A 16,336-nucleotide genomic window follows, 5' to 3' on the forward strand; every position below is an offset into this window, starting at 1 on the left:
TATTTCTTCTGTTTTTTGTTGTATCACATTGATCCGTTCCATACGACAAGAATCATGCGAATGCCGTAAAAATACCGTATTTATCGATTTTTTCGATTAGCGGAAAATAGGGATTTTTTTCTCCCCCTATTTTCGGCAACTTTGGATTGGATTTTGTAACAGAAAGAACAATGAATCATTTCAAATACAGTTATTATAGCAGTGCATTAGCACTCCTCGCGTTACAAATCGCTTGTCAGGAAAAACCAAAACAAGTCGAAGCACCTGTAAGTTCAAGCAAGGCCATGGAAAAAGCTGCCGAGGATACTGCCCCAAAAAAAAGTATCTCGTTAAAAACTTCCAAACTGGATAGCATTGACCAAGCAAATGCACAAAGCGTACTGGAATCTGACGAAATCACCAAAGCTTATGTAAACTTAAGTGCTCGAGACAGTATGATCCGCTTACATGCCAATATACGTATCGATCATCGCTTCTTTGGATACGAAGAGGCAGATAAACAGGCTACGAAGTTGCTTTTGTTTTCCATCTTTACAAATGATGTGGAACACAATCCATTTCAACTCAAATTGGGTGCATACTATGATACCTCCGACTTAGAAAGTAAAGGTTTAAAACTAAAATATGCTGGCCTAAAGGGCGACTTTGTAGCAGCGAAAATCATAGACGCCACCGATACACCGGTAGGCACCGTCTACTTCGAAAGAAAATGGGTTGAGATTGAATAACAAAAACCGTTTCTCAATCTATATGTTTATGAGTAACAACAATAATTGCGAAAAATAACGATGAAGGTAATCTTAAAGACTATGTTTCTGTCCTGCATGGTATTGTTTTTCAGCTGCCAGCAAAAGAATGGAGCCAAAAAATCAGCTGCCGCATTCAGCAGCACCGCCAGCATAGACTCCATAAAGAAACAAAAAGAGCTAACATCCATATCCGATGATAACCTTTCGCTCTTTAAACAGCTGTATCCTATTGCTATTCTTCGACCGGAAAGCAACGATAGTTTTAAGAAGTATGGCATCGAATTCTCAGGAATATGTTATGCATGCGATCTTGCAGAAATCAAAATGAATAAAAAACAACTGCTTTTGGTCAATGTCTGTGATTCCAATGAAATCTATCAAATCAAAGATTTCACCTATAATTTTCGTGACAGCGGCCTCACGATTAAGACTAAAAATAATGAGTTTTACTTCAAGAAAATAGAAAAAGAGCCCATTTTCGAATTAAAAATCAAGGGGGATTCTCTTTTGTTAAAAAATAAACGTGTCGCAAAATACTACACGCAGAAAGCTTTAGTCGATCAGTTCGAAGTCCATGATTGTGGTGATTTTCAGGGTTAGCCCAAACGCGACTCAGCTTGAATTAGTGCATTAAGACAGCGCTGCACCGGACATTAACGTAAGATCTTAAAAAGACCAGACAGCAATGAAAGCAGGCAGAAGCCAATTTCATGGTTGCCTGCTCCGTTCGTTAGACCTATACTTCAAAATAAAAGCCCGATTCAGTAAGTTCTTTATATTTTACCCTGTCAAAACTATAGATCTTTGCAGCCCTGGCACGCCGGTCTTTTTGCTTATCGCTGTGGTCGATCAATAAACCCATGCTGAGAATTTTTTTTCGAAAATTCCCACGGTCAATTGACCGCTGCAGAACGGTTTCATACAAATTGTGTAAATCGGGCAACGTAAACTGTTTGGGCAAGAGCTCAAAACCGATTGGTTGATAACGAATTTTACCCCTGAGCCGTTGTATGGCGGTGTTCAAGATCTGTTTATGGTCAAAAGCGAGATCCAACTTTTCGTCAATACCAAACCATTGCACCGCATCGATATCAACCCCTGCTTCCAACGTATAAGCATCGGGCCTGACAAGTGCATAATAGGCAATACTAATGACTCTTCCGCGCGGATCACGAGCTAAGTTTGAAAATGTATAAAGCTGTTCGAGGAAAATATCTTTGAGACCGGCCTCCTCCTGCAGTTTACGAAGCGCACAGTCGTCGGCGTTCTCATCTTCCTGAATAAAACCGCCAGGAAATGCCCATTTTCCCAAGAAAGGCTCTATTGCCCGTTTGGTCAATAATACCTTAAGCTGGTTTTTATCAAAGCCGAAGATTACACAGTCAACCGTAACAGCAGGTCTTGGGTAATCATATGTGTATTTTTTTTCGGAGGCTGTCATCTGCTACAAAGTTACTTCGGTTGACAATTTGATCTGGATTCCATACTTCTCCTTTAAAGCCTCAAACTGCTGTAAAGTCTGCGCTTCAAATCCAGCGATGGGCGACATACAATCGATCAATAAGGTGATTCGTGACGTAATCGCTCGATCTTGTTCAAAATATTCCAAAATCTGCACGGTTGATGCTAAAACACAATGACTGGAAGCTTCACCGGCGATGTATATCGCATCGTAATCGCGAATTGCATCGAGCACAGCATGATTTACGAATTTATTATCGTCATATTCCGCTTTGATAATACCGTACATTTCCGTATTTGGATCTTGCCCCTTATAAACCAATATCGGTTTGACCTGACGTGCTGCACTGTGAAAATAAAGCATATTGGTAAATTGACTCTCCAGCTGCGCCCCCGAAGTCCCTTCCAGACAATGGTATGGCCAGATACACAATTGTTTTTTTCCCTCAGCTTCCAAATGCTGGAGATAATCCAGCGCTAAGGCCGTATGGTCATTCGCAGCACGCCAGATACCATCGCAGACATCGGCATGGCGAATAATGGTGAATGGCTCCGGATGATTTCCCGCACTGTCAAGCCACCAATCGGCATGGAAAATCTGCCTTATCGAGTGGCAATCGAGACTACACATGACTTGCGTTAAGGCCTCAATATTACGGTACATCCACTGCGTCAGACGTTGTACATCGGCCTTTGAACCGTTGACGGCAAGACTACCGATGGATTCCATAAAATCATTTTGGACATCGATCGCCAATAGCAAGGTTCGTTTTTTATCCAAGGCTGCTGGCTGTATATTTTCTTCCTGTGCCAACATCAACATGTTTGGAATATTATCCTTTTTGCCGCTGGCAATCTGTTGGACATCTACAATCTGATCAAATTGTGTTTTTATGTTATTCAGTTTCATAACATCTATATTTATTTCAACGCAGCCTTCATTTCGCAGAACGATGAAGCCATTAAAGCCTTCTTCCAGTGAAAAATCATCTTCACTATAGTACTTTTTTGTCCCTTGTTGCCTGTTATGAAGTGCTTGCGTCGACTTCTCGAACCATTTAAAATTAACCTTTGAATGTAGGCACCGCTGCAAACTTGTGGGCAGATTGTTGTATACGTTTACGAATAATTTCGTCTATAACCGGATCGCCCGATGTACCTTTTAAAATAAACCCATCGATTTGCGCATAGGTCATACCCAATTCCTCTTCATCGGTCTGCCCCTCCCAAAGACCAGCAGATGGACTTTTATACTGAATAGATTCGGGCACCCCCAAATATTTGGCTAAGGTATATACTTCCTGTTTGGTAACCATTGCCAGCGGGTTCAGATCATAGGCACCATCGCCCCACTTCGTAAAATAACCTACAGTAGCTTCGGCCATATTCCCCGTACCAATAACAAATCTACTACCCAATTGTGCTAATTGATACAAATACGTCATACGAACACGTGGACGAATATTAGCAAGGCTCAAAGCGCGGTTAGTGGCGGTAGCTTCTGCGACAAACTTTTCTTGATGAATGGCCAACGCATCCACCGCGGGTTGAATGTCAAATACATGAAATGGAAAATCAAATTTCTGAATAAGCTCCATGGCATGTTGATGGCTTTTACTTTTGTTCATATCACTGCCATACGGCATCAACACCAAGTGGACATCCACCTGTGCCAGCCGGCATAGGCAAGCGACAACACTGCAGTCTATTCCACCACTCATACCCAATACAAGTCCTTTGCGGTCGGCCGATTTCACCTGTTGGGCAATCCAGGATGCCATCAATTGTGCATACTGTGCAACGTTTTCATCCTGGATGAAAAACGGTTTGTTTACGCTATTTTCCATATACTCGAATTGTTTCAGTTCTTAATCTATTCCTTATTTCTTCAAAACGCGTTGTGCGTATAAATTCGCCATTCAGATAACATGTTTCCAGCAGATTTCGTTCACCCAGATCGGCGACCGTTTGCGGTGTAAGATCGTCTATCAAACGAAAATCGTCATTTTCAAAGACCACAGCGACCATCCCCTTTTGCGATTTTTTAAAGTTGCCAGTATCTGTAGCGGGACGTTTCTGTATCGCTTTAAACTCACCATTGACAATCTCAGCCGTCCCTTTTAACGCAAAGCCAAAGGTATCCCGTGTCACATACTGATAGGTATACGAACCTATGCCCAATATGGTATTCGTCGAGGCAAAACCCTTATCCAGCAAACCTTGACAGATCTTATCCGCTCGATCGACTGTAATGGAATCACCGTACACTACGCCAATATGGGGATCCAGCTCCTTAAAGCCTTTGCTGTTGGTCGTACCACCAAAAAGTTCAAACAAACGTTCGACGATACCTTTCTGCACAGTACTGCGATCAGATGCAGCATCGCCACAGATAATCTTCACAGGATCGCCACTATCGGGACGAATAACAACCTTCCCCTCCCTAGCCATAATAAGATCTTTCAATTGCGGCAATACATTGTCAACTACATTCCAGAGGTCGTAGGTATCCGATACGATGGAGATATTTCCACTTGGATACACCGTTGTGATTAAATGTCGAAATGCTTCTACCTCGTCCTCTCCGTACGAACACATTACACTGTGCTCCGTCGATGGGGTGTACATCATTACATCACTTTTTGCATGATAGTAGGATTTCAGATACTCCCGAACAGACAATGTAGCAGAGACACCGAAGCTCAACAGATGTCCCCCAGCCGTACGATAAGCCGTTTCAGGAGAACCCATACCACGCATGGAAAAATCTCCGGCCTGCGTAAAGACTTTATTGACGTCGCCCGTTCTCTCGGCAAACCCCGTCAATAACCTTTTATAGCGATCTGCGATTGTCGCTGCAGTCATCGGTGACCAGATAAAAGCCGATAATTGTGTTTCCAGGTAACCCGGAAGCCAGAAAAAATCGGGATGTGTATTTTCAATCGTAAACATTGGTACGCCGACAGGAACCAAGCTTCCTTCCTGCAACGCATTTACCTTGATTGGAAGATACCCCAGCCGATGTAAGTCGCGAATATGTTTCGAATCATGCGTCGCCGCAAACTTCGCGTTTGTATTTTCAAAAACAGTTGCAATTGCCTCTTCGTAAGCCGCCACGACCTCTTCTTCCGGTTGAGCAAAAAAGTTTGCATCAAATGAATTGGTGATTTCGGCCAAGGCTCCCTGTAATCCAAAAAATACAACATGACTAATACCTTCTATGCGAGACATGCGTGGCGTCCAAGTCTCATAAACCCATTCCGTATGTGTTGGATATTGATCCTTATGACACAATTTATAACCATCTGTCCAAAGTATTGGATTCTTGCTCATTGATTTAAACATAACTTTCAGTCGTTAAGTTGATATAATTTATTTTTGGGTGCTCGGTATCCATCATGGAATTGGTGGTAAAGACACTGGTTATTGGTGAATCATCATCCAACAGGGTCCCTTTAAAAATTCGGGCTTCACAATGTGTGACCAAAAGATAAACTGCACTGGCTCCCATTTCTTTCAATATTTTCCCGGCCCAAAGAAATGTGCCACCTGCAGAACAGAGGTCATCGACAATAATACATTTTGCGCCAAGCGGAATATCTCCAGCCTTAAGTTCCATCCCTTCGATCCGGCCTGTTTGTGGATTTCGCTTTTTCTCAAAAACACAGCTATTTTCATAGCCGCTGTTGATGTAACGTGCCGCCGCTCCTTTATCCGGGAAAACAATCCGATCATTGTCCGAAAAATCAAGCTTTTCCATCAACTGTGGCAACCAGTCCAATGCCGGATAAACCCCAACACTGTTCACTAAAAGTTCCAGGGTAACGTGGGAATGCGGTTCGACCACAAACACCTGATCAAATTGCAAACTGTTGATAAACTCCGCCACATAGTTCAATGTGAATAAATCACCTTCTATTTTGCGATCCATACGGCTATAGGGCATATAATGGATCAATAACCGACAAGTTTCAGCTTCGGTTTCATCCAACCGCTTCTTGACAAAAAGCAAGCGGATTAAGTCTCCATCTTCTTGATATGTAAATTCGACAAGGTTGTCTTTTAAGATCAACTGATCAAAATCTTTCACTTTTGTTTCCCCGTTTGGAAATTGTTCTGTGACTACCTGTTGCTTATTTAATACGATCATAGCTTTTAATTTTACTTTGTACTATTGAGTATTTTTTACTCAACAAATATGAGGATTAAATTTAAGCGCGCAAAATATATTGAGTACTTTTTACTCATGAAATCACAAAAACACCATAAAACACTATCAATCAATCAAATAATTTAGAGAAAGTTAGTTTACTTAAAATTCATCCCCCATTTCTAACTATTGGTCCTAAAGCTGATCTCCTGATTCACCTATATTAAACCAAGCATACCTATACCAAGTCGTATCTCATAACAATTTTTAGTCACTATTTAGACAGTGATCATTCATTAATTATACAGTCCACACTGAGTCATCACTGAACGAGCACTGAACAATCACTGAACAAGCACTGAACAAACAATGTTAAAAGGTAGAATTTGATAGCTCGCTCATCCCCGTTTGGCTACACGGCATCCCGCTCTCCGTTTGATTGACGGGCAGAAAGAAAAATACGTGCGACAAGACAGAAAAATGCGATGGAAATATGGACTGCACAGGTCCTATAGGAGATGCTCAGGTGATAAAAAACTGCTGAGCGACAGTCTCCATAAAAATTAGCTGATTATAGGGATTGAAATTTTGCGATAAAACAAGATCTTTGTCTATACCAAAGTCAAAAAATTCTTTGTCAGCAAATTTGTGAGCCGGCGGGGGACTTTAGATTACTTTAAGCATAAAGCATGGAAATAGCCAATCTTATCAAACAGGATATTGAGTCAATCTTACAGATTGAATCTCAAGACATCAAACAGTTGGTCGAGGACTATCGCGAAGACTTAATGGATTCGGAAACCTATGACGCCATTGATGCGTACAATATGCTCTATTCGAATATTTATGAAATGTCCGAGGAAGAATACCTCGATGCTTTTCGCACGTTGGGAGAGGCCTATCCGAACTTTGGCAAGGCCGATGAAAATGACGTCCAAAAATCAATCGCTGAATTGGAACGATTAAAACATGCCTTTAATGAACTACAACTCCATACTACAGAAGGCAAACAGCTGCTCGCACTACAATTAGCCGTTTTGGAACTAGATATTCAGGTCTATCGAAAGCTTACCTTGTCGCCGACTACAATGGAGATACAAGCTGAAATCAATTTATTGGAATCCGAATCGTTTGGGTTAACCAATCAGATCAATCAGTTTTTAGAGCTATACCACGATTAGTCATGCGATCATTTTATACCATAAATCGCTTAGGGTTAAAAATAGGTCTTTGCATGCTTTGCTTACTAGCCGGTCTGGCAACATCGTTATTTGCCTACCAAAACAAGATCGTTTTTCAGTCACAGCAGCAGCCGGGGAGCAGAATACCCTTTTACATCACAGAGCAAGGAACACTTTGTTATAATTTGCATGCAGACAAGTTGGGCGTATACGCCATACAGATCAATCTCAACAGGCTCTTTCCCACCGCAACGACAGCGCATCTTCGTTCAAAACATTATGAATTATCAGACAGTACAATAACAATAATCAACTATGCTGAACCAGCTATCTCTATCAACTATAGGATTGCTAACAACACCTTTGTAATAGCCAAATCCTCCAATTGGCTCGCGGACTATCAACCCGAATTTCAATTTATCGCTTTGGACAGCCTCAGACACATGGAGAATTTATTCGACACGAACGATCTGAGCGGCCTCATGCAACTGGAGGTAGCCAAGCTCCCTTTTGAAAATATACTTTTATTTTTTAGTCAGCTGCATGGATTTTCCACAGTAGAGGAATTTAGCAGCAATGCCATTCATCGGATTTTAGAAAAGGGACAGTACGCTATCGCCAAACAGTTTCACCATTTATTTCTAGCTAAAAACAGACAATTCAATGATTTCGAAATCCTGAAGATAGCAATAGAAAAAAACGACATGGATTTTATCCGTAAAACTTGTTTAAATAGCCTGAACCGACTGGGTATTGATGAAATTAAAGCTGATTATAGCTTTACACAATGCACATTACTTGGAAAAGCTATCTTAATAAAAAACAAAATAATCGTAGATTATCTTTCGCAGAACGGTGCAAACACGGAGAAAGTATACCAATATGAATCCGACGTATTATCTGCTTTTCAACTTGCCGAAAGGACCAAGTCAAAGAAAATCATGAAACTATTTCAATAAATCATCAATAAAACAATGAAAAAGACACTTATATACCTGCTATCGCTGATTAGCTTGATGTTAGTCACACTGATCTTTGCTGAGCCAATACATGCTCAACCAAAAAAAGTGGTCCCCAAACACGCAAAAGATAATGCGAAATTGCCCCCACTCAAAGATGGTGATATGATCTTTCAGTCTTCCATTTCACCGCAATGTAAAGCGATCCAATTAGCGACGCGTTCTCCGTATTCCCATTGTGGGATTATTTTTTATGAGAACGGTAATCCTTATGTACTGGAAGCCGTACAGCCCGTAACTGTAACTAAGTTAGAACACTGGATTGCGCGAGGGGAAAAGCAGCATTACGCGGTCAAGCGCCTCAAAAATGCAGATCAGGTACTGACCAATTCGACGCTGGCCAAAATGAAATCAATCGGCAAAAATTTTCTCGGAAAAAATTACGATGCTACATTCGAATGGTCGGACGATAAAATATATTGTTCGGAATTGATCTGGAAAATATACCAACGTGGAGCAGGCATCGAAGTTGGGAAGCTGGAAAAGCTGAAAGATTTTGACCTAAGCAGCCCCGAAGTAAAAACCAAATTGAAAGAGCGTTACGGCAACAGCGTCCCGCTAAATGAAACGGTCATATCACCAGCTTCGATTTTTAATAGTGCGTTATTGATCACGATTGCGAATACGTATTAAGCATACCTACATAGTTTTTTATTTTTGAAGCAGAACCGTCTTGCCGCCGTTTAATTTACTTTCTTCGGCGGCGTCTATAAATGCGCATATTGCCAGGGTTTCCTTTTCGTCAACCGGACTTACACCCGTTTCGAAAAATGGAAGGATCTTATCCAACAAGGGACCGTATCCCATAAATTGCCCCAAATGGACAATCTGATCTTTCAAAAAAACCGTTCCACCAAAATCATCCTTCCCCTCACGAATGCCCCGAAGTGAGGCAATTCTTCCATCCGCCCAGTTCCCAACATAAAACGAGGTACCCTGTTCCTGAACAGTCTTTACCGAAAGACACCCCGATCCCATCAACGCAAATAACATTTCAACGCCATGAATGCCGTACCAATATAAATCCTTATGTGAAGGTTCCGTTACTGCCGGACAATAGACATCTGCTCCGATAACCTTAGTCCTATCCACTTCCTGAAGACCGGTAATATAACGCAAGGAGCTTGACGAAAAAATAGGGCAACCATACTTTCTTGCAGCTTCAAAAATTTTGAAAGCGTCCGCATAGGAATTCGCTATTGGTTTGTCAATAAATAAAGGTTTCTTTGCTTTAATCACTTGAAGTGCCTGTTCCAAATGGAGATTTCCATCATTTGTCTCCAAAAGTACATAATCTACTTTCTTCAATAGTTCGGCAATACTTGATACGATCGAAACCCCGAGCTGTTGCACTTCCGCTGTAATTTTCGGAATACGCTCGATACTTAAAGGGATCGTTTTGCTTCCATAGGGGTAAGCCGCAGTAACCCTGAATTTTCCATAGGGATGATTGCTGGCAGCCGTATTAATCGCTCTTGTAAAAGCAGCAGCGTGCGTAATATCCAGTCCAATGATCCCTATTTTTTTCACCTTCTCTTGCCTCGAGGACAGCTTGTTATTCGCATTAACGGCATAGGATAGTCCAAATGCAAAAGAGGACATCAAGAATTTCTTTCTATTCATTTGATTCATTCAAAAGAGAAATAGCTGCATTGACCAAAACAGCCATGGATGTTTCGAAAGCCTTTTCATCCAGATTGAACTGTGGATTATGAAGGCCATATTGCGTGGTGGAATCGTCGTTATTTGTCCCAATCAACATGAACAACGCCGGATAACGATAAGAATAATAAGCAAAATCCTCGGCCGCCATCCAGATTTCGAGATCTTGTGGCACACTATTCCCCATCGTTTCCGCAATAATTGTTTTGACTTTTTGCGTTAATGCGGGATCGTTATAAAGTGCGGGGTAACCATGCCGTACTTCAACTTCCACCTTTGCACCCAGCGATACGGGAAGCGTTGCCGCTATTTCAGCAACCATTTCCAGCGCCTCCTTGCGCCATACCTCATCCATGGTACGAAATGTTCCCGCTAATTTGACTTCCTCAGGAATAACATTGGCCGCGCCATCTCCAATAAAACGACCAAAGGTCAATACAGACGGTACATCAGGGTTGGCTTTCCGGCTGACAACTTGCTGTAAGGTGGTGAGTAACTGCGCGCCGATCATAATGGGATCAACAGCCCGATGTGGCTCCGCAGCGTGGCCACCACGTCCCTTAATGGTGAAATAGAACTCGTCGCTCGAGGCCATAAATCGTCCCGAACGTAAACCGACTTTTCCTACAGAAACACGGGGACTTACATGTAACCCCAGCACAGCTTTAATCGTTCCACCAAAAGATTCCAGAATCCCGGATTCCAAAACCTGAATCGCTCCGCCCGGAATCTTTTCCTCAGCAGGCTGAAATAGTAGTATAATTTTACCAGAAAACTCCGTTTTATAATCATTTAATATGGACGCCGCCCCCAAGAGATTAGCCGTATGAAAATCATGGCCACAAGCATGCATGACACCGCTATTCCTCGATTTATAGTCCACATCATTTTGCTCATGTATCGGCAAAGCATCAATATCAGCCCGTAATACCACAATATCATCGCTCGCCGATTTTTGTCCGGTCAGTACAGCCACAACACCTGTCTGAGCGACAAGCTCGAATGGTATACCCAGTTCGCGAAGTTGTTGCTGAATATAGGCACTTGTCTCGTATTCTTGAAAAGACAATTCAGGATGCTGATGGATATGTCGGCGCATTGCAACGATTTTTGGAAAAACAGTCGCTATCTTGGCATTTAATTCTTTCAATATTGGGTCGATCATCTGGATAAGTTTTAAGAGTATAACAGGTCAACAAGTTAAGCTAAAAATAACGTACATAAAAATAGAGCACCAACACCGTTATAATAATCCACCATAAGGTCGGATTTCGAAAACCACGGTAAGCGGCTTTATCCTGATCCGGTACCTGAAAAGAATCGCCCGTCAACACCAGATTTTTTAATCTTGCTTCGGCGACCGCTGGTGTCAACAAACTGACCACAGCACAAGCAAGCATACAAGTCCAGAATACAATGCCTGTTCTATTAAAAAACGGCATTTCAGGTAAGGTGTATTCCAAAAGTAAAGAAAGGGGAATTGTCAGTAAACCTGCTGTTAAAGCACCCTGCGATGTGGTTCTTTTCCAAAATACCCCCATTAAAAACATTGTTGCGATGCCTGGCGTGAAAAGACCATACAGATTCATCAAATAAAGGAAAACCGGCTTATCCGAATAACTGATCAGTACAACCGCACTCATGATCCCGAGTACGATAATAGCAACGCCGGCGCGCTTACCAAAACGGACCGCTTCGTAGTCGCTTGCATTTTTATTAATATACTGGCTATAGATATCCACGGTCAGAATTGTTGTACAGGAATTGATCGCTCCTGAAATGTGGGACATGATCGCCGAAATTAATCCGGCCATCACCAACCCTACCAGACCTTTGGGCAGTAAGGTTTCCACGAGTGTTGCAAACAGCAAATCGGGCTGATCGAGATGAGGTAGGAATTTTGGAGCCACCAATGCCGGAATAGTAATAATCAATGGAACCAAAAATTTAAGATAGTCACCAAAGATAACTCCCATACGCCCATGCCATTCATTTTTTGCCGCTAATACGCGCTGCACAATAAACTGGTTTGTCGCACAATAAAACACACTGATACACAACAATCCGCCTAAGTACATGGTCCAGGGAAAATCAGGATCAGAAGCAGGATAAAACATTTTCCAATCTTTCGATGAGTCTATGACCGACTGAAATCCCCCTGCCGCATCAATGGTGGCAAAAGTTAGTACAATTCCCCCCAACACCAAAATGAAGAGCTGCACCATCTCTGTCCATATCACTGCTTTTAGCCCACCTAATACGGTATATAAACCGGTCAGAATTGCCATTCCAAAAATGCTGTATAAAATAGGAATGCCGAATAAAGCGTGCAGCGACAGACCGCCCAAATAAAGAACTGCCCCAATCTCCACAAACACATAAGTAAACAAGATCAAAATTGCATAAAGTACACGGGTAGCGTTGCCGTATCTCTTTTCGAGGTATTCAGGTATCGTATAGAAACCGTTGCGGATATAAAAGGGAAGAAATATCCACAATAATGCATTAAAACCGATTAGAATCGCGCCCCACTCCAGGGTAATAGCTACAAAACCACGACTATAAGCGGCGCCCATAGCGCCAACGAGATGATGACTGCTGATATTTGCTGCGATGATACTACCCCCGATCATCCACCAGGGCAGCTTATCGCCTGCAAGAAAATAGTCCCGCTTCGAGACGGAGTTTTTTTTCGAAGCATATAAGCCCAATACCACTATACCAATAATATATACGGCAAAAATAATGACATCAATCCAATCGAGTTTCATCGGTCAATAATGTTTGAATTCCTAATTTAGTTTGTTCAATAAGTATTTCAAGACCGCCGCTGGCATAGGGGCTTTGCCACACGGCATAAATATCCTTATCATAAAGCTCTTTCGGTGCAAGGTACCCCACATACCCATTCGCGATATTGATAAAAACGATCGTATGATCTGGAAATTCGGCTCTTACTTCGATTTGATAACAGGAATAAGCTTCGTTGGCCTGCGCCACCAACACAGCATCTCCCATTTTCCAGATCCACACCGGAATAACAGCATCCTCTTGATCGCCGATGGATTTGCGGGTATTATATTTTCGCCAAAGGCGATCTTTCATAACACGGTCCGTACAGCCTTCGTATTCACTCAAAATTGCTTCGGGACTCGGTAGCTTTTTGTAAGGTACTTTGATCGATAATACCCTTTGCTTAAAATCGGTTGAAGCGCGCTGTTCCCGAAATCCCCAACAGGCCAGTGGCGCCCCCGAGATCAAAGATTCCTTAAAAACCCAGTTTTTATGACTACGCTGTTCCTGGGCCAGGGTCGCGAGCACCGCATAGCCCAACTGCTTCCCGTTGGCTTCAACCAGTGCTGGATCTTTTACATACTGTCTCCGCGGAGCCAAATCACCGGATGCACCCTGTAAAAAAAGACAAGGCACGGATAAAGAGCGCTCTACTGTATTCCGCATCTCGCCAACAAAATCGGGCGAGAGCAAATCATTCTCGTGGGCAAAGCTGGTTGGGTGGCAGGCATAATTACAAATAACTGCTTTTAAGCTTTCAGTTTCATCATACAACCGCCCGACCAACAAGGTTGTATCCGCTTCTTTCAATGGATTGTAGCCAATCAGATAATGATCATCGACTTTCAGATCGCGGTTGCTGGCCAAATCGCATACACCATAATTCCAGGTTAGGCTGCCATTAAACAGCCCACTTAGTGCCGTTTCGATGCAATATATCGCCTGTTGTTTGAGGAATTCAAGGTAGGGCGAAATCAGTTCACCTCCAGGTTGTGCTGCATCTGTCGAACAGATGCTTGGCCCGGCATGGGTATGCGACAGCGCAAAAATCAGCTGCGATTCAGCCAGATTAAAATGACTGAGCAGTGCTAATCGCAAATTTTGTTCATCAGCTGCATTTTTCCACCAGCCCAAATCGGCGGTTAGCAGAATTGCGGGCAAGCCATTGCAGGATTGCATAGCTAAACAATGCATCAACAGAGGTTGGTGAACAGCCGTTGCCTGGTCAAATGCAGCTGCACCCCAATTACGGGAATAGATGCCGACCGGTGGAGTAATATCACACTGGCTAAGTCCAAATCGTGCGTACAAGCTACCGGTCGTTTCTTCCAAGAGGTCTTTCTGTTTCATACATTAGGGTCTAATCAAGGACAGTCCACCATCCATCACAATTGCGGTACCAGTCATATGTTTACAATTGTCCGAACAGATCCAAAGTACCTGTTTTGCAACCTCTTCAGCTTCTATAATCTGACCAAGTGGCACCACAGCCTTTGCTTTCATTTGAAGTTCGGCATTTGATGACCAGACCACTTTGCTCAAGCCCGCATTGACATAGCCTGGTGCAATCTCGTTGACACGAATTCCGTATGCTGCATATTCAAGAGCCATGGCCTGGCAAAGCATACGCAGGCCAGCCTTAGAGACACTATATGCCGGTAAATTTTGATGTACGGCGTGTGCCGCCCAGCTGCCCATAAAAACGATCGAACCTGCGATCTCATTCTCCACAAATGACTTTGCACAGGCATTCGCCAAGAAGAATGAACCGTCGAGATTAACGGCCATTTCATTCTTCCATTCCGCATTGCTTAACGTGGTGAAATCTTTAATCGTAACGCATGCTGCATTCGCGATACAGATGGAAATTGCCCCCAGCTCCTGTCTTATCCGTGTCACCCAGGCGTCCACCTGCCCGGCATCCGCTACATCGACCTGATCATAAAATAGACGCGCTCCAGGGGCATCCAACAAGGGCCATCGCTCGCTAGCCACCTGTGGTTCAAACCGATCCGAGATGCATACAATGGCCTGCTGGGTCAAAAATGCTTCAGCCATAGCCCTTCCGATATCGCCAAGTCCCCCACTGATCAAGACGACCTTATTCTTATATTCCTCCATTATCGCTATTTTTAGACTACCAATCCCCTACACTACCGTCTTTATAGAAGGTTCGCTGCAATATTTCCTGTTGAAAAGGGTGTTTCTTTACCTCTTCTTCATTGATTTCAATACCCAAACCGGCGCGCTTATTCGGAAGGACAATCCGCCCTTTCTCTTGAACCGTAAACCCTTCGGTAACGACGTCCTGGCGCCATTCGACGTCCTTATGCACACTTTCACAAATAATATAAGATGGTGTTGCAAATCCCAGCTCAATGGAAGCAGCCGTACTCACGGGGCCCTGTGGATTATGTGGTGCCATAGATACACGGTAAGCATCGGCCAAAGCTCCAATTTTACGCGCTTCAGTCAGACCGCCACAATGTGTAATATCAGGCTGTATAACACTTACGGCGCGCTTTTCGAGCATATCCCGAAAGGCATGCACTCCGATCAAACGTTCGCCTGAAGCAATAGGTGTCGTCACCGCCCGTTGAATCAAAGCAATATCTTCCATGGTCTCTGGCCAGCATGGCTCTTCAAAGAAATACAGGCCATAGGGCTCCAAGGCTTTCGCAAATTGCATCCCCATACGTGGGCTTGGCCGCGCGTGGCAATCCACCATAATATCAATATCGTCGCCGACAGCATCACGCATGGCCTTCACACAAGCTTCAGCATATTTAATGGGACGAAGACCTTCCAACGACATCGTCTCTGGAACAGCCATCGATTTAAAAGCAGTAAAACCCTCATCAACAGCTTTTAGCGCCAGATCCCCAAATCGCTTGGCATCGTCCGGAGCAGTCTCATAAAAATCCTCCATGCGACCTCCACCTAAATGACAATACAAACGGATATAGTCACGTACACGACCTCCCCACAGCTCATGACAAGGGACATTGTGAATTTTACCTAAGATATCCCATAAGGCGATATCGATACCACTGATGGCCGTACCGCGAACGATACCGTTTCCATGCCAGAAATGTTGTCTATACATCATCTGCCACAGGTATTCAATACGACGCGGATCTTCGCCGATCAACAATTGAGAAATATCCTTGATAGCTCCGACCACACTTTGCGTATGCCATTCCAATGTGGCTTCGCCCCATCCCCAAAGCCCGGGCTGGTCGGTCATAATTTTGACAAAAATCCAATTTCGCATGCGCGCATGGCATACAAAGGTTTCAATAGCGGTTATTTTCATAGTTA

16 protein-coding genes are annotated in these 16,336 nt (G+C 43.2%); 5 read left to right on the top strand and 11 right to left on the bottom strand.

The genetic code is table 11. The features are described from left to right. The first annotated feature begins 170 nt into the window (after positions 1-170). Complete coding sequence (locus B3P16_RS21880; protein WP_286844311.1) at positions 171-728, top strand: hypothetical protein; 558 nt, start codon at positions 171-173, stop codon at positions 726-728. A gap of 60 nt (positions 729-788) precedes the next feature. After that, on the top strand, positions 789-1,349 hold the full coding sequence (locus B3P16_RS21885; RefSeq protein ID WP_201639417.1) for a hypothetical protein: 561 nt from the start codon (positions 789-791) through the stop codon (positions 1,347-1,349). Positions 1,350-1,485: 136 nt separating this feature from the next. Here B3P16_RS21885 and B3P16_RS21890 read toward each other — a convergent pair whose 3' ends face one another. From B3P16_RS21890 to B3P16_RS21910, 5 genes are all read right to left on the bottom strand, one after another. Further along, positions 1,486-2,190: an NUDIX hydrolase gene (locus tag B3P16_RS21890; RefSeq protein WP_201639418.1), complete on the bottom strand. Its 705-nt coding sequence runs from the start codon at positions 2,188-2,190 to the stop codon at positions 1,486-1,488. Positions 2,191-2,193: 3 nt separating this feature from the next. Beyond that, entirely contained in the window at positions 2,194-3,120 is a 927-nt protein-coding gene (locus B3P16_RS21895; protein ID WP_286769752.1) for a hypothetical protein, read from the bottom strand. A 154-nt stretch (positions 3,121-3,274) separates the two neighbouring features. Next, positions 3,275-4,057: an NAD(+) synthase gene (gene nadE, locus B3P16_RS21900; RefSeq protein ID WP_112374424.1), complete on the bottom strand. Its 783-nt coding sequence runs from the start codon at positions 4,055-4,057 to the stop codon at positions 3,275-3,277. Continuing rightward, positions 4,047-5,543 carry a nicotinate phosphoribosyltransferase gene (locus tag B3P16_RS21905; RefSeq protein ID WP_201649465.1) on the bottom strand — a complete coding sequence of 499 codons (1,497 nt, stop codon included), beginning with the start codon at positions 5,541-5,543 and terminating at the stop codon, positions 4,047-4,049. The genes nadE and B3P16_RS21905 overlap by 11 nt, the downstream gene beginning before the upstream one ends. A gap of 4 nt (positions 5,544-5,547) precedes the next feature. After that, positions 5,548-6,360 carry a ribose-phosphate pyrophosphokinase gene (locus tag B3P16_RS21910; protein ID WP_115048038.1) on the bottom strand — a complete coding sequence of 271 codons (813 nt, stop codon included), beginning with the start codon at positions 6,358-6,360 and terminating at the stop codon, positions 5,548-5,550. Positions 6,361-7,049: 689 nt separating this feature from the next. Here B3P16_RS21910 and B3P16_RS21915 point away from each other — a divergent pair. From B3P16_RS21915 to B3P16_RS21925, 3 genes are read left to right on the top strand one after another with little or no spacing between them, the layout of a single operon-like run. Continuing rightward, entirely contained in the window at positions 7,050-7,541 is a 492-nt protein-coding gene (locus B3P16_RS21915) for a hypothetical protein (protein WP_112374175.1), read from the top strand. Positions 7,542-7,594: 53 nt separating this feature from the next. After that, complete coding sequence (locus B3P16_RS21920; protein WP_286844313.1) at positions 7,595-8,500, top strand: hypothetical protein; 906 nt, start codon at positions 7,595-7,597, stop codon at positions 8,498-8,500. Between the two features lie 15 nt (positions 8,501-8,515). Continuing rightward, positions 8,516-9,193 (top strand): YiiX family permuted papain-like enzyme, encoded by a 678-nt coding sequence (locus B3P16_RS21925; protein WP_286832062.1) that lies wholly within the window; start codon positions 8,516-8,518, stop codon positions 9,191-9,193. 18 nt (positions 9,194-9,211) lie between these two features. Here the strand turns inward: B3P16_RS21925 and B3P16_RS21930 are convergent, their stop codons facing one another. Genes B3P16_RS21930 through dgoD form a run of 6 tightly spaced genes read right to left on the bottom strand, consistent with a single transcriptional unit; the run spans position 9,212 to position 16,331 of the window. Continuing rightward, positions 9,212-10,183 (bottom strand): Gfo/Idh/MocA family protein, encoded by a 972-nt coding sequence (locus B3P16_RS21930; RefSeq protein ID WP_286832063.1) that lies wholly within the window; start codon positions 10,181-10,183, stop codon positions 9,212-9,214. Then, positions 10,176-11,387: a M20 metallopeptidase family protein gene (locus tag B3P16_RS21935; RefSeq protein WP_070569572.1), complete on the bottom strand. Its 1,212-nt coding sequence runs from the start codon at positions 11,385-11,387 to the stop codon at positions 10,176-10,178. Before B3P16_RS21935 ends, B3P16_RS21930 begins: the two co-directional genes overlap by 8 nt. Positions 11,388-11,427: 40 nt before the next feature. Next, a complete protein-coding gene (locus tag B3P16_RS21940; RefSeq protein WP_286844314.1) occupies positions 11,428-12,993 on the bottom strand; it encodes an SLC5 family protein in 1,566 nt (521 codons plus the stop codon). Next, positions 12,974-14,365: a hypothetical protein gene (locus tag B3P16_RS21945; protein WP_286844315.1), complete on the bottom strand. Its 1,392-nt coding sequence runs from the start codon at positions 14,363-14,365 to the stop codon at positions 12,974-12,976. Before B3P16_RS21945 ends, B3P16_RS21940 begins: the two co-directional genes overlap by 20 nt. 3 nt (positions 14,366-14,368) lie before the next feature. Continuing rightward, the gene (locus tag B3P16_RS21950; RefSeq protein ID WP_286844317.1) at positions 14,369-15,136 is read right to left on the bottom strand and encodes an SDR family NAD(P)-dependent oxidoreductase; all 768 of its coding nucleotides are present in this window, start codon (positions 15,134-15,136) and stop codon (positions 14,369-14,371) included. 16 nt (positions 15,137-15,152) lie between these two features. Continuing rightward, positions 15,153-16,331 carry a galactonate dehydratase gene (gene dgoD / locus B3P16_RS21955; RefSeq protein WP_046675767.1) on the bottom strand — a complete coding sequence of 393 codons (1,179 nt, stop codon included), beginning with the start codon at positions 16,329-16,331 and terminating at the stop codon, positions 15,153-15,155. Positions 16,332-16,336 lie beyond the last annotated feature (5 nt).

The organism is Sphingobacterium sp. UBA7631 (genome assembly GCF_002483935.1).
Classification (GTDB): domain Bacteria; phylum Bacteroidota; class Bacteroidia; order Sphingobacteriales; family Sphingobacteriaceae; genus Sphingobacterium; species Sphingobacterium multivorum.

Bases quoted from the DNA above. Each gene is read 5' to 3' on its own strand.
- B3P16_RS21880 (WP_286844311.1), top strand. From the start codon at position 171: ATGAATCATTTCAAATACAGTTATTATAGCAGTGCATTAGCACTCCTC.
- B3P16_RS21885 (WP_201639417.1), top strand. From the start codon at position 789: ATGAAGGTAATCTTAAAGACTATGTTTCTGTCCTGCATGGTATTGTTT.
- B3P16_RS21890 (WP_201639418.1), bottom strand. From the start codon at position 2,190: ATGACAGCCTCCGAAAAAAAATACACATATGATTACCCAAGACCTGCT.
- B3P16_RS21895 (WP_286769752.1), bottom strand. From the start codon at position 3,120: ATGAAACTGAATAACATAAAAACACAATTTGATCAGATTGTAGATGTC.
- nadE (WP_112374424.1), bottom strand. From the start codon at position 4,057: ATGGAAAATAGCGTAAACAAACCGTTTTTCATCCAGGATGAAAACGTT.
- B3P16_RS21905 (WP_201649465.1), bottom strand. From the start codon at position 5,543: ATGAGCAAGAATCCAATACTTTGGACAGATGGTTATAAATTGTGTCAT.
- B3P16_RS21910 (WP_115048038.1), bottom strand. From the start codon at position 6,360: ATGATCGTATTAAATAAGCAACAGGTAGTCACAGAACAATTTCCAAAC.
- B3P16_RS21915 (WP_112374175.1), top strand. From the start codon at position 7,050: ATGGAAATAGCCAATCTTATCAAACAGGATATTGAGTCAATCTTACAG.
- B3P16_RS21920 (WP_286844313.1), top strand. From the start codon at position 7,595: ATGCTTTGCTTACTAGCCGGTCTGGCAACATCGTTATTTGCCTACCAA.
- B3P16_RS21925 (WP_286832062.1), top strand. From the start codon at position 8,516: ATGAAAAAGACACTTATATACCTGCTATCGCTGATTAGCTTGATGTTA.
- B3P16_RS21930 (WP_286832063.1), bottom strand. From the start codon at position 10,183: ATGAATAGAAAGAAATTCTTGATGTCCTCTTTTGCATTTGGACTATCC.
- B3P16_RS21935 (WP_070569572.1), bottom strand. From the start codon at position 11,387: ATGATCGACCCAATATTGAAAGAATTAAATGCCAAGATAGCGACTGTT.
- B3P16_RS21940 (WP_286844314.1), bottom strand. From the start codon at position 12,993: ATGAAACTCGATTGGATTGATGTCATTATTTTTGCCGTATATATTATT.
- B3P16_RS21945 (WP_286844315.1), bottom strand. From the start codon at position 14,365: ATGAAACAGAAAGACCTCTTGGAAGAAACGACCGGTAGCTTGTACGCA.
- B3P16_RS21950 (WP_286844317.1), bottom strand. From the start codon at position 15,136: ATGGAGGAATATAAGAATAAGGTCGTCTTGATCAGTGGGGGACTTGGC.
- dgoD (WP_046675767.1), bottom strand. From the start codon at position 16,331: ATGAAAATAACCGCTATTGAAACCTTTGTATGCCATGCGCGCATGCGA.